The sequence below is a fragment of the Staphylococcus sp. SA22 genome, from assembly GCF_054165785.1.
Map to the genome: position 1 here is coordinate 28009 of NZ_JBSZQY010000006.1, position 14086 is coordinate 42094.

A 14086-nucleotide genomic window follows, 5' to 3' on the forward strand; every position below is an offset into this window, starting at 1 on the left:
AAATCTCTATCATTCACCTTGTAACCCACAGACCACATCCCCTTTGATAAGTTCTCGATTATTTATAAATCGATTTACCAAGGCATTCAGCAAGTTTCTCCTCATTTAATTATTGTAATCTGACTACTTATAATTATCCGCCATTTTTTTAATTGTTTGTTTCATTTTATTTCTAATTTCAGTTGGTTCTAAAACTTCACACTTATCTCCAAAACTTAAAATTAATCCAAAATAATATGAGTTGTCGATGAATGGGAAGTCAACTACATAATATCGATTATTTTGTTGCCTAAAGCTATCGTAATCACAGAAATCTAATAAACGTTCAACAATTGATTCGTGTACGCGAAGTGTAATTGTCATTTTTAATTTTTCAAAAATTCTATTTGTAGATAATAATGGGTCTATATACATTTTTTTAATAAATTTGCTTTCTAATTCTTGCAAATGTATAACTCGATTTAATTTAAGTAATCTAAAATCATCTCTTAAATAACAATAAACATAACAATACCAATGTCCTGCTTTTAAAATAAGTTGATATGGTTCGACTTCTCTTTCTGTTTTATTTCCTAAATGATTAATATATTTAATTTTTAATACCTGATTGTTTTGTATAGCGTTTTTAAATTTAATCAGTTGTTCATCTATATTTCTTAATTCATTCCAATGATTAGAATCTAATTGAAATTGTTCTACTTGTGTTTCTATTGAATTTAACTTTTCTTTCGGTATTAAACTTTTAATTTTTAGATTTGTATTAAAAAAATCATTATTCTTTAGTTTTTCCGGAAAATTAGAGTTACTAATTAAAAGACTTGCTAATTCATTTTCAGTAAATGTATTTTTATCTATTTTAAAATTTTCCATAATTTCAAAGCCACCACCGACACCTGGAATAGAATAAACAGGTATTCCAGCTATATTTATCGCTTCTATATCTCGATAAATTGTACGTTGTGATACTTCCATTAATTCTGACAACTCATGAGCACTTACACGTTTTCTCTCATTCAAAATCAAAATAATACTAATTAACCGACTAATTTTCATACAAATTCCACCTGTCTTTTAATTGTTGCCATACAGTTGGTCACTTTAATTTCTTATAATGATATCAAATTAAACTACAGGAGGATAATTATGAAGAATGTATATTTTTATATTATAGATGGTTTAGCAGACTGGGAAATAAGTAATATTTTAGCCGAGTTAAACTCTAAGCGATTCTTTAAAAAAGATGCTCAAACAATAAACATAGAAATGGTTAGTAACTCAAAAACACCTATTACTACAATGGGAGGTATTAATATTAAGCCCGAATGTTTAATTGAGGAAATTAGTATTTCTAAAGACACTTTTCTAATACTACCTGGCTCAGACACATGGAATGATTCAAAACATTTACCTGTAATAAAAATTGCTAAAGAAGTTTTATCAAATGGTGGCTATGTTGCGGCTATATGCGGAGCAACAATTTCGCTAGCTGATATTGGTATATTAAATGCATATTATCATACGAGTAATGACTTATTATATCTAGAAAGTTTTTCTTCAAATTACCATGGACAAAAATTATATATTGATCAACCATCTGTATCTCATAAAAATTTAATTACTGCAAGTTCAACTGGCGCACTAATGTGGACAAAAGATATACTACATCATCTAGATGTATTTAAACATTCTACTTTAGATGCATGGTTTAACTATTTTAGTACCGGCAATTCAAAGTATTACTTTGAATTACAACAAACATTAAATAAAGATGATAATTAATGATTTAAAATTATAGTAACATTATGGTTTATTATAATTCCTGTTTCAAAATACACGAGTCATATTCCTCGTTAAAAACTATTACTAAAATTCAAAAATATAAAAAAATCAAAAAGTATGTTTTAAACTTTATGAAACGTGTTATATAAATAGTGTAATATACCACAACTTTAAAAGGAGATTGAGATATGAAACTAAAATCATTTGTTACTGCCACTTTAGCATTGGGATTATTATCAACGGTCGGAGCTGCATTACCTAGTCACGAAGCATCTGCAGATAGTAATAACGGCTATAAAGAAATGACAATGGATGGTTATCACACTGTTCCTTACACGATTTCAGTAGATGGTATTACTGCATTACATCGAACTTACTTTGTTTTTCCAGAAAATAAAAAGGTACTTTATCAAGAAATTGACAGTAAAGTAAAAAATGAATTAGCTTCTCAACGTGGTGTTACAACAGAAAAAATTAATAATGCACAAACAGCAACGTATACACTTACTTTGAATGATGGTAATAAAAAAGTAGTGAATCTAAAGAAAAATGACGACGCTAAAAATTCAATTGATCCAAGTACAATCAAACAAATACAAATTGTAGTTAAATAATAATTTGAAAATGAAAATAGTTATACAAGGCAAACGCTGAAAAATTGCGTTTGTCTTTTTAGTATGAAACAAATGATTGAACTTGTAATTTATTATTGATTGCTTCTACTGACAATAGATTAGATTGGCCTATACAATTGTAAATTCGATATGAATGTCTTCCGCAATTTATAATCTAACATAACAGCAAATCTCAAATATCTGAAACCTAAATAAATCCCCTCACTACCGTTAATAGTGAAGGGATTTATTTTATTACTTAGACGTATGCTCTATGACAAACATGCTTAACCGTATTAAACAACCTTTTATCATTGCTAAATTTCCAAATCGAACATTATGAAGTCAATGCTTCAATTTTTATAATCCATCATTACATTTCCGCATTCATTATTCAGCTTCTCTAATTTCGTCTGCAATATCTTTATAGTCAATATTTGCATTTATGAAATCTTCATCTTGAATTGGAAAATGCTGTTCAAATGTTTCTATATTTTGGATTTCTACTTTAACATCTTCTACTTCAAAATCTAAGACATGTCCGCCAAAGTTACGATCATCATTTGCAAAGTGTACATGGAATCCTGCTGATCCGATACCATGGAATAGTTCTGGTGTAAAGAACCCAACGACTGAACCTTTGACGTATGTTTCAGTTTGTTCAGGTTGTCTTCTAGCTGAATCAATTAAACGTGTATAAGGTGGCTCTTGTGCCGGCATCATACGTACATGCATTTTTTTAAATAAGCCTGAAATTTTTACTGCCGAAAATAAATTTTCACTCAACATCTTTTCCTTAATTTCTGCAAAAACTGCTTCAGAAGATTTATCTTTCGTTTCATAGCTTGTATCTGCTACGAATTTAGTTACAGTTGCATATGGTGTTAACTCATCACCTTTTAATTCCACAAATTCTTTATGTTCATTTGCATGATAGGCTTTTCCATCTAAAAAGATGACCTCACCATTTGAACCTGTTAGTGTAGCGATACCTAAATCACCATGTTGCAATAATTCATTTATTGATGCAGTTCCTTTTAATAAACCTGCCATTAATGTGCCTAATGTACCATGTTGATATAAAACACTAGCCATAAAATTTCCCACTCCTCATTAACATTTATCTTTGTTTTAGTTAAATACGTCAGGTAACATATTTGTTGAAAGTTTGATATTATCTTTGTAATTTACAGGTATATCAATTAATACTGGACCATCTGTTTCATAGCCCTCTTTAATTGCCGCTTCTAATTCTTCTTGATTAGTAACTCGTAAACCTTTTGCGCCAAATGATTCAGCATATTTTACGAAATCTACAGGACCGAAGTCGACACCTGATGAACGTTTATATTTCATTTCTTCTTGGAATTCAACCATGTTATATTTTCCATCGTTCCAAATAAGTTGAATAATGTTTAGATTTTTACGTACGGCCGTTTCTAAATCTTGTGATGAAAATAAAAAGCCTCCATCGCCAGCAACGGATACAACTTGCGTATTAGGGCGTACAAGCGCAGCTGAAATTGCCCACGGTAATGCTACACCAAGCGTTTGCATACCGTTACTAAATAATAAATGTCTTGGATTGTAACTTCTGAAATTACGTGCCATCCAAATATAGTGACTACCAACATCAACTGTCACTGTTGTTTCATCAGTTAATACCTTTTGCATAGATTCTATAATTTCAACTGGGTGTAAGATGCCTTCTTCATGCGTCGCTTTAATACCAGTTTCTTGATCAATATGCGCTCTTAACTGTTCTAATTCATCTAAATGTTGTTGATTTATAAATGGTTCATCTACTTTGTCAGAAATCATTTCAATCGTTTTAGCAATATTACCAATCAACTCTTTTTTCGGTTGCATATAATTAGTAATTTCAGCTTGAACTTCGTCAATATTGATTATTTGCGTATCTAATTCTTTATTCCAGTTACTAGCCTCATATTCTATAGGATCATAACCGATTGTAACAACTAAATCACTTTTACGTAATAATTCATCACCAACTTGATTACGGAATAAACCCACTCGTCCAAAGAAATGATTTTCTAATTCACGACTAATCACACCCGCACCTTGGAATGTTTCTACAACGGGTAAATTGGTACGCTCTACTAATTTGCGAATAGCATTCGTTTCGTCTGCACTTGAACTTCTCATTCCAGCTAGTAAAACCGGAAATGATGCATTTTTAATCACTTCAATGACATCATTAATATCCTGTTCACTTGGTACACCTAAATTTGGTTTTTGACAAAGTGATATCGCCTTAGATTCAACTGGTGAAGAAATCACATCTTGCGGAATACTAATAAAACTTGCGCCATTTTTTCCTGAAGTAGCAATTCGAATTGCATTTGTCATAACTTCTGATAATGATTCAGGATCTTGTACTTCTTCACTATATTTTGATGAATATTTTAATAAAGCAGCATTATCAATACTTTGATGCGTTAATCGTAATAAATCATTACGTTTCACTTGGCCACCTAACGCTAATACAGGATCCCCTTCAGATGTAGCTGTTAATAGTCCAGTCGTTAAATTACTTACACCAGGGCCACTTGTAACAAGTACTACACCCGGTTTGCCTGTTAATCTTCCAATACCTTGCGCCATCATTGCGGCGTTTTGTTCATGACGCGTGACAATAAGTTCAGGACCATCATCAATTAAAGCATTAAATAGATAGTCTATCTTTGCACCCGGAATACCAAAAACATATTCTACCCCATTATTTTTCAAAGTATCAATAACCATATCGGCTGCAGTGTACTTTTTATCAGTCATTTATATTCATTTCCCTTCAAATGTGATGTGTATTACATATAATTGATTTGTGAATTGTAATCCAATGATAGTTATGTAAAATTAATGATATTTATCAAAACTTTACATATATAATTAGATTTGTAATACATAAAAATTGCCTTCAGCACATTATATATCCTTTGTAAGATGAATAAAAATCGTTATTTGTAATACTAAGTATTCCAAAAATGCATGAGTAGATTTTGTGCAGTGTGATTATGAGGGATGTCGGGTTGATTGGTGTGTAGGATTGTTAGCATATTTTGGGATGAGGTCTTTAGTCAATGACGGTTTGAAATTGTCGTTTTATGGCGGGCTGAAAATGCTGTTTTATGGCGGTTTCAAATTGTCATTTCGATAAAAAAAGCCACAGCAAGACTTAGATCTAATTGTGACTTATACATTTCATACTTATATTTATCGATTGTTTTTATAGTTATAAATGATAGATGCAGTTCCTAAACAAATTAAGAAAATAATCATTAAGTATATAGAAAAGTTATCTGTTTTAATATAAAACTTAAAAAGTAGAAACGCCAACATCGCAACGATAAAATAAACAGGAATAAAAGCTTTCTTCCAAAATATAGAATCTTTCAATTAAGTCACTCCTTATTTTGATAACACTCTTAAATGATGGTTTTTGAGTTATCTTCCGGTTTTCATCCGATAGCCCTTTCCCTTGAACCACTATGATTAGAACATTATTGTCCGTCCTCCGCAAGCTAAATGACAATTTAATAATGTACACTTTTGATTGTGTAAGCATGTACAAATTATACGTGTAAATCAATAATTCATAGTTGAATTTATTCTATTCCTGAGACAATAAATAAAGGGAAAGTTCATTTGTACTACATACATTTCATATTCCCAACACAAACGCAAAAAAACACCTCGACATAACATCGAGGTGTTTTGTATATATCGTCCGACAATTAACGTTTTGAGAATTGAGGTGAACGACGAGCTGCTTTAAGACCTTGTTTACTTTAGGGTTTCATATAGTTGCATATACTGTCTTAAGGCATGATATTATAGGTTTTCTAATTTTTTCGATTGCATAGAATTGCATCAAATATCACTCAGGGGTAACTAAATAAACTGCTGTCCGGTGGTATATACTCTTCTCGTATCGTCCGATTATCGTCCGGTTATCGTCCGGTTATCGTCCGGTCGTAAATATATTGATTTATCAATGTTTTTATGTATATCAATAGGTTATCGTCCGGTTATCACATGATGTATTTATTAGCCTCTAAATAAATAATATCTAGTACCTGGACCTCTACCTTCGGATCCGATAATTTCTAATTTCTTTAGTTCAGCAATTAACTAAGATGTATAAATTTTTTCGAAGTCATATTGTTTCTTGAATTTCAAGTCTACTTGCTAACTTACCATCTGATAGAAATTCTACAACCTCTGTCAACTTCTGATTAGTAGGTATTTTATTTAACTTGTAATTCTTATTAAATAATACTACTCGAAAATCCCCCTCTTTACTCGAAAGCTCACAAAACCCTTGATATCATTGGTTTCCCATGATTTTTTAATATTTTTCTTTTGAGTTACTCGAAAATTTCTCTCTTTACTCGAAAGCTCACAAAACCCTTGATATCATTGGTTTCTCATGATTTTTTAATATTTTTCTTTTGAGTTACTCGAAAATTTTTCTCTTTACTCGAAAGCTCACAAAACCCTTGATATCATTGGTTTCCCATGATTTTTTAATATTTTTCTTTTGAGTTACTCGAAAATTTTTCTCTTTACTCGAATCCGAGTAAATAATATGTTCTCTTTGGATCATTCTTACTTGATCCATGTGTCGATATAATATTCATTTCCTCTAATTCTTTCAATCTTTTTCTAGCAGTAGGAACAGACCTTTGAATAATATTAGCAATTTTAGATGCTGTTAGTTCGCCTTGATTATATAAATGTCTCACAATTAATTCTTGTTGCTCATTTAAACTTTCAAATAATTCAGGTGTTATTATATTACTCACTCTCCCTGTTTCTCTTTTTTTCCTTGCTATTATGTTATTCTTCAAAGCTAGTTGTACTGAACTATTATTAGGCTCTGAGTATACAGGATCATCTAAAAAATATTCCTTCATTTCGTCAAATATACGTCCCACGCCCTCATTTGATTCTCTCACCCATTTATATTGAGTTAATGCTGCAGCTAATTTTGGATTCCTTGAATATCTTTCTTCTTTAATATTCTCTAACATAACAGAAGCAGGCAGTGCACCCGGGCTACTAATTTCTAATCTGTCGTCAAACATTTTTATTCTTATATGATCGCCTTGATTATCATATCTGCGATGTACAATAGAATTTATCATTCCCTCAAACCAAGCAAATTCTGGATATTCTGGCAAAGTTACAAATCTTCCCTCTTTACCTAAAAAAGTATATTCACGTAATTGTGTATTGATAAAGGCTCTCGCTTCTCTTATTGCTACTGGCAAAGCTTTATCAAAAGTAATATCTTTTACAATGTTAAGTCTTGTCCCAGATTCTTCTTTTGTACCTTCATACCTCATAAATCGAATTCTAGCGCCTGGTAAATAAACATTGATGTTATTACTAAACAATAACAAACCTGCAACTGTCAATTTACCTTCACGCATAAATCCTCTAGCTTTTAATAATTTTTCATTATCTACGTTTGTATTAAGTAATTGCTTAAATTCATCAACTAGTTCTTCATTCACATCTTCAATACTAGAATACTCTACTAATTCTTCTTCGAATCTTCGTGAACCACGGTCGTATTCTAGATTTGTAATTTGATTGTGTGTCAGTTTTCTACTTTTATCGTTAATCCTTAAATATACTGAATCATCTTTTAAGGTGATTATGGCATCATAACTGGGTTCAATGTCGAAAATAAGAATTTCATCCATAGTTCCATCGCGTTTCTTCACTTCTATTATTTCATATGTATATTTAGGTATTCTATATAAATGTTCGAAAGGTGCTTCAATATAAACCTCTTTCTTTTTTGCTTTTGAATGATTAAATCCCGAAATTTCTCCATTATCTTCAATACCAATTACCAGTTTGCCACCTTCAGCATTTGCAAACGCACTAATGTGTTGAGCAACATCTTTAGGATTTATAGATGCCCTCTTTCGATCTAGAAGCTGTCCTTCAACCTCAGTTTGCAAATATTCAATATACTTACTACTAGTCATATATAAACCTCGCAATCTCGCATCTTATTGACTTTATTATAACATTCAATACGATATCTATCGAATATCATTACAACCTCTATCTGCTTGTCGTACGAATCCCAAAGAAAAACAAGGTCATTTCATATGGTTTCCTAAAGTTTGATATCATTGAATTTTAAGCAGAATTGAAACAAATTAGTTACTCTAGGGGTAACTAAATGGTATCTAAATAACTCTATAAAAATACAAAAAACACTCTTTGGAATAATCCAAAGAGTGTTGTAAACGTTTCTTCAGTTGAACACAAATTGCTCCCGCAATTTGCGAACTCCATCTGTAAACGAACAAGTTCGCAACAGCTGCAGCTTAACGTTTTGAGAATTGAGGTGAACGACGAGCTGCTTTAAGACCTGGTTTTTTACGTTCTTTCATACGTGGGTCACGAGTAAGTAATCCAGCGCGTTTTAAAGAACCTCTGTATTCAGGATCTGCTTCTAATAATGCACGAGCAATTCCGTGACGGATAGCTTGAGCTTGTCCAGTGAAACCACCACCATGTACGTTAACTAAAACATCATAGTTACCTTTAGTTTCAGTTACATCAAATGGTTGGTTTAAGTCTAAAATTAATGATTCGAATGGTAAGTATTCGCGTACGTCACGGTTATTAACTGTGATGTTACCTTCACCTGGTACTAAACGTACACGTGCTACTGAGTTTTTACGACGGCCTGTGCCTCTATATTCAACTTGTGCCAAAGTCATTTCCTCCTTCTAATTAACCACGTAATTCGTAGTTTTCTGGTTGTTGTGCAGCGTGTGGATGTTCAGCGCCACCATATACAAATAATTTTTTACCTTGTTTTTCGCCTAAACGAGTGCTTGGTAACATACCTTTAATTGAGTTTTCAATTAAACGTTCTGGGTTAGTTCTTCTTAATTCACCAGCAGTGATTGATTTGATACCACCTGGGTGATTTGAGTGACGGTAGTAAACTTTGTCAGTTTCTTTGTTACCAGTAAATTCGATTTTTGATGCATTAATAACGATTACATAATCACCAGTATCAACGTGTGGTGTGTAAGTTACTTTATTTTTACCGCGTAAGATAGATGCTACTTCTGATGATAAACGACCTAATGTTTGGCCTTCAGCATCGATAACATACCATTTGCGCTCAATGTTTGATTCATTTGCCATAAATGTTTGACGCATAATAATTGTCCTCCTAAAAAATAAATGCTTCTATTCAAGCTATAAACAGTTTCATAACCTAATAGATGATTTCATTTGTTTCATTTTTAAAACGTTTAATTTCATTTATTTTGTTAACTGTTGTTCGTTTCTGCTTATATATCTTGTAACACAATAAGTTTCCGGGGCTTATCGTGGGGTGGATATAAAACAATACCGTTAATAATCTTATAATTTCACAAGCTTTTTGTCAATGGCAATCAGTCATTTTGTAATGATTTTTTACGATGTATTTTGATATCGTTACCAAAGTCTTTTAATAACTCATTTTCATCTAAATAAATTTTCTCTAAATATAATCCTTCAGCCGGTGCAGTAAAAGGTACATTCTTACGATTCTTTGATTCAAGAAGTTTTGGTACATCAGATACTTCATGTCGCCCTTTTCCAACTTCTATTAAAAATGCAACTAAGACACGCACCATGTTATATAAAAATCCAGATCCAGTGACAATATAATCAAAGCCATCATCTGTCTTTACAATTTCACTTTGGTATAATGTTCTAACCTTACTTTCTACTTCAGTTTTTTGCGAACAAAATCCCGTAAAATCATGTGTACCTATGAATTGTTGTGCCGCTCTGTTCATTTTATCTAAATCCAACGGTTCAGGAATAAATGTTTTCAAACCACTTTGAAATGGATCGCGGTGTTGTGCTTGATATACTTTATATCGATAGCGTTTACCGACACAATCGTAACGACAATGAAAATCGTCATCGACTGTAACTACATTGTTGACATAAATATCATCAGGCAACGTTCGGTTCATTGCATATTGCCATTGTGACATAGGTATATTCAGCTCTGTGTCGAAATGAAAGTATTGCTGTATCGCATGTACACCTCTATCAGTCCTACTTGAAGGATGGATTCTCACATGTCTTTTATGCATGCGTTGTAATAGCTTTTCAAATTGTTGCTGTACCGTTCGACCATTTTGTTGAATTTGAAAACCTAGAAAATTATTTCCTTGATACGCAATTTCTACTAATATACGCATGAATTTACACTCCTGAATATTTTAATACGAATAAAATAATTGCAATTGGGATAATCATGATTAAAGATAACGTATCTCTCAATTGCCATTTAAGCTGTCTGTAGCTCGTTCTCTTAACATTGGCATCATAACCCCTAACTTCCATTGCGACCGCTAATTCTTCGGCGCGTTGGAAAGCTGAGATGAATAGTGGCACTAGTAATGGAATAAATGATTTAATACGTGTTGCAATGTTCCCTGAACTTATTTCAGAACCACGCGACTTTTGCGCCAAAATGATTTTATCTAACTCATCCATTAACGTCGGGATGAATCGTAACGCAATGGACATTATCATACTTAATTGATGAACTGGTAATTTAAACATCTTTAGTGGCGCAAGTAATCTTTCAAACGCATCTGTTAAATCAATTGGACTTGTAGATAGTGTCATAATTGTTGCAATCATCACAATCCCAATTAAACGCAGTGATATATATATCCCTTCTAAAATACCATTAGTTTCAATCGTGATGCCATGCCATTCAACTAATACATATCCACCTTTAGTTAAAAATATATGCATCATTAAGGTGAAGATTAAAAAGAAAAATATTGGCGTTAAACCTTTGATTAGGAACCATAATTGAATTTTTGCTAATCTCATAAAGAATAAGATAAGTGCAAACACCCAAAGGTATGTTAATGGTGAATGACAGAAAAATATTAATATAATAAAAAGAAAAACAAACATTAACTTTGCTCTTGGATCAAGATGATGAACAAAAGAATTAATTGGTAAATATCGCCCTATAATCAATTTATTTTTCATGTTGCCACTCCTTATACAAGCTTACAAATGCTTCTTCAGTTAAGGCAATATCTTTTAATTTTGTTTGATGTTTTTGTTCAAAGTCATATTGTAACTGAACAATTTCTGGCAAACCAATATGCCAATCCGCCAATTTTTCTTTATCTTTGAAGAGCTCTTTTGGTGATGTTTGCGACACGATACTACCTTCTTTCATAACGATGACTTCATCTGCATAACGCGCGACTTCATTCATATCATGTGAAATTAGGATAATTGTCTTATTTTCATCTGTTTGTAGTGACTTTAGTAATCGCATTACTTGTCGTTTACTTTGTGGATCAAGTCCTGCTGTAGGTTCATCAACCACGATAATATCAGGATTCATTGCCAATATCGATACAATCGCTATTTTACGCATTTGCCCACCTGACATTTGAAATGGTGATTGTGACATTACATCTCTTGAAAAGCCTAAATCCATCAACAGACGATGGGCATAGTTTTTGGCTTCATCTAAATTCATTTTAAAGTTTTTAGGTCCAAATATCATTTCACGCTCTACTGTGTCCTCAAATAATTGAGATTCGGGGAATTGAAATACCATTCCAATTCTTTTTCTTACAGGTCTAATATATTTATCTTTGGTCTTATGTGTAATAGTAATGTCATCAACTGTAACTGTCCCAGTAGTTGGCTTTAACAGTGCATTAATATTTTGTATCAATGTTGATTTACCACTACCCGTTTGTCCAACGATGGCGTAATATTTACCTTGTTCAAATTCTGTATTAACATCATGAATAGCTTGATGCTGGTATGGTGTCCCTTTTTGATAGGTATAACTTACATTGTCAAAGCGTATAGTCATAGTTGATCCACCAGCCCTTCATAAGTTAAGAATGATGTTTGGTGTCCCAGCATTTGATTTATTTTGATTGGGAATGGTAAATCTAGACCTATTGTTGTTAACTCTTCTGCATGGTCGAAAATTTCAGTCGCTGTGCCTTCTTTATAGACAGTCCCTTTATTCATAACGATAACATGATCTGCTTCCATCGCCTCAGATAAATCATGCGTAATAGAAATGATTGTAATATTATGTTCTGATTTAACTTTTCTCACTAAATCCAATAAATTTTGACGTGCATCAGGATCTAACATAGAAGTCGCCTCATCTAATATAATGACAGAGGGGTTAAGTGCTAATACACTTGCTATAGCCACACGCTGCTTCTGTCCCCCCGATAATGCATTAGGTTCATAATCTGCACGTTCTAACATATCAACTTGTTTAAGCGCTTCGCTGACTCTTCTATGCATTTCGTCATGTGGAACCGCATGATTTTCGAGTCCAAATGCCACATCGTATTTTACAATTGAACCAACAAATTGATTATCCGGATTCTGAAATACAATTCCTATGTCTTTTCTTAACTTTTCAAAATTATCATCAGTTATAGCTTGATTATTATAAAAAATTTCTCCAGATTTAACTTTCTCTATGCCAATCATTAACTTGGCAATTGTAGATTTCCCAGAACCGTTATGACCAACAATAGATGTCCACTGACCTTTAGGTATATTAAAAGAAACATCTTTCAATGTGAAGGATGCATCACTTTGATATTGAAATGAAACATTTTTAAATACAATAACTGAATTCTTATCCTCCACTTGTCTCTCTCCTTTACGATTCGTGTATCTATCATATTTTACAATATTTATAAATCGCTGTATATGACATTTACTGGGTTTGCTATATATTACTAGTATTTTCTGACTCATTTCTAGTCTTTAAAGTGTTGTTTAACAACTAATGATAAGGACATTTATTCCTCTCTAACAATTATGTATAAACGTTAATAAAATAAATGATTTACTAGTGTTGGCCGCGTTTGATTCAAGGATAATACTTTCACTTCATTCAGTTCTAGTGAAATTGATCAAACTAGCTTGATCATATTTTTAGATTCGCACTCAAAAAAGTAGATATAAAGAAATCGGACTTAAAAACATTTCTGTTCATAAGTCCGATATCTTATTCAATAAAAAAGCGCGCACCCCATCATAAGTTTGTTGAGTTCACGCTTTAAATCTTTATTTAGTTGATGGGGTACTCTGAGCTAGACAATATTTGTATGTGGCAAACATTATCGTTGCACTCATTTGCTTTATATAAAAGTAGTTAGTGTATTTATATAAATTCTTATACTAATTCGATAATTACTGATTCAGCACCGTCACCGCGACGAGGGCCTTGTTTAAGGATACGAGTGTAACCACCTTGACGTTCTGTGTAACGCTCTGCGATTTCACCAAATAATTTTTGAAGTGCAGTTTGTGTAGTTTCATCTTCGTTTAAGATTTCAACATTACGTAAAGTTTTAGCTGCATTACGACGAGAAGCTAAATCTCCTTTTTTACCTAAAGTGATTAATTTCTCAACAACACTGCGAACTTCTTTTGCACGAGCTTCTGTAGTTTCAATACGTTCACTAATAATAAGTGATGTAGCTAAGTCACGTAACATAGCTTTACGTTGATCAGAAGTACGACCTAATTTTCTGTAACCCATGAGTTAACCTCCTTTATCAATCTTCTTTTCTTAATCCTAATCCTAAATCTTCTAATTTGTA

The 14086-nt window shown here is 32.3% G+C and carries 14 protein-coding genes and 1 pseudogene; 3 read left to right on the forward strand and 12 right to left on the reverse strand.

Going from position 1 to position 14086, the window contains the following annotated elements:
* Positions 1–123: 123 nt before the first annotated feature.
* Positions 124–1053 carry a helix-turn-helix transcriptional regulator gene (locus tag ACXQH5_RS06865; protein ID WP_000703974.1) on the reverse strand — a complete coding sequence of 310 codons (930 nt, stop codon included), beginning with the start codon at positions 1051–1053 and terminating at the stop codon, positions 124–126.
* A 90-nt stretch (positions 1054–1143) separates the two neighbouring features.
* Here ACXQH5_RS06865 and ACXQH5_RS06870 point away from each other — a divergent pair, with 90 nt between their 5' ends.
* Both ACXQH5_RS06870 and ACXQH5_RS06875 read left to right on the forward strand, forming a co-directional pair.
* A complete protein-coding gene (locus ACXQH5_RS06870; RefSeq protein WP_000800347.1) occupies positions 1144–1779 on the forward strand; it encodes a DJ-1/PfpI family protein in 636 nt (211 codons plus the stop codon).
* Positions 1780–1967: 188 nt separating this feature from the next.
* The gene (locus ACXQH5_RS06875) at positions 1968–2393 is read left to right on the forward strand and encodes an MAP domain-containing protein (protein WP_000769708.1); all 426 of its coding nucleotides are present in this window, start codon (positions 1968–1970) and stop codon (positions 2391–2393) included.
* Between the two features lie 390 nt (positions 2394–2783).
* Here ACXQH5_RS06875 and budA read toward each other — a convergent pair whose 3' ends face one another.
* Both budA and alsS read right to left on the reverse strand, forming a co-directional pair.
* On the reverse strand, positions 2784–3488 hold the full coding sequence (budA, locus tag ACXQH5_RS06880; protein WP_000179065.1) for an acetolactate decarboxylase: 705 nt from the start codon (positions 3486–3488) through the stop codon (positions 2784–2786).
* Between the two features lie 36 nt (positions 3489–3524).
* The gene (gene alsS / locus ACXQH5_RS06885) at positions 3525–5189 is read right to left on the reverse strand and encodes an acetolactate synthase AlsS (RefSeq protein ID WP_000130153.1); all 1665 of its coding nucleotides are present in this window, start codon (positions 5187–5189) and stop codon (positions 3525–3527) included.
* Between the two features lie 224 nt (positions 5190–5413).
* On the opposite strand from alsS, the pseudogene ACXQH5_RS06890 reads away from it, so the two are divergent.
* Positions 5414–5646 (forward strand): annotated as a pseudogene (locus tag ACXQH5_RS06890) (hypothetical protein).
* Here the strand turns inward: ACXQH5_RS06890 and ACXQH5_RS06895 are convergent.
* The 9 genes from ACXQH5_RS06895 to rplQ form a co-directional block, all read right to left on the reverse strand.
* Complete coding sequence (locus ACXQH5_RS06895) at positions 5628–5810, reverse strand: hypothetical protein (RefSeq protein ID WP_000655237.1); 183 nt, start codon at positions 5808–5810, stop codon at positions 5628–5630. The pseudogene ACXQH5_RS06890 and the gene ACXQH5_RS06895 overlap by 19 nt on opposite strands.
* Positions 5811–6979: 1169 nt before the next feature.
* Complete coding sequence (locus ACXQH5_RS06900; protein ID WP_000204273.1) at positions 6980–8416, reverse strand: ATP-binding protein; 1437 nt, start codon at positions 8414–8416, stop codon at positions 6980–6982.
* A gap of 348 nt (positions 8417–8764) precedes the next feature.
* Positions 8765–9157, reverse strand: a complete 393-nt coding sequence (gene rpsI / locus ACXQH5_RS06905) for a 30S ribosomal protein S9 (protein ID WP_001790547.1) — start codon at positions 9155–9157, stop codon at positions 8765–8767.
* Positions 9158–9176: 19 nt separating this feature from the next.
* The gene (gene rplM / locus ACXQH5_RS06910) at positions 9177–9614 is read right to left on the reverse strand and encodes a 50S ribosomal protein L13 (protein ID WP_001250038.1); all 438 of its coding nucleotides are present in this window, start codon (positions 9612–9614) and stop codon (positions 9177–9179) included.
* Positions 9615–9853: 239 nt separating this feature from the next.
* The gene (gene truA / locus ACXQH5_RS06915) at positions 9854–10657 is read right to left on the reverse strand and encodes a tRNA pseudouridine(38-40) synthase TruA (protein ID WP_001221847.1); all 804 of its coding nucleotides are present in this window, start codon (positions 10655–10657) and stop codon (positions 9854–9856) included.
* A gap of 4 nt (positions 10658–10661) precedes the next feature.
* Entirely contained in the window at positions 10662–11468 is an 807-nt protein-coding gene (locus tag ACXQH5_RS06920) for an energy-coupling factor transporter transmembrane component T family protein (RefSeq protein WP_000791613.1), read from the reverse strand.
* The gene (locus ACXQH5_RS06925; protein ID WP_000155389.1) at positions 11458–12318 is read right to left on the reverse strand and encodes an energy-coupling factor transporter ATPase; all 861 of its coding nucleotides are present in this window, start codon (positions 12316–12318) and stop codon (positions 11458–11460) included. Before ACXQH5_RS06925 ends, ACXQH5_RS06920 begins: the two co-directional genes overlap by 11 nt.
* The gene (locus ACXQH5_RS06930) at positions 12315–13124 is read right to left on the reverse strand and encodes an energy-coupling factor transporter ATPase (protein ID WP_000389659.1); all 810 of its coding nucleotides are present in this window, start codon (positions 13122–13124) and stop codon (positions 12315–12317) included. Before ACXQH5_RS06930 ends, ACXQH5_RS06925 begins: the two co-directional genes overlap by 4 nt.
* Before the next feature lie 532 nt (positions 13125–13656).
* On the reverse strand, positions 13657–14025 hold the full coding sequence (rplQ, locus tag ACXQH5_RS06935; RefSeq protein ID WP_000542274.1) for a 50S ribosomal protein L17: 369 nt from the start codon (positions 14023–14025) through the stop codon (positions 13657–13659).
* Between the last annotated feature and the right edge of the window lie 61 nt (positions 14026–14086).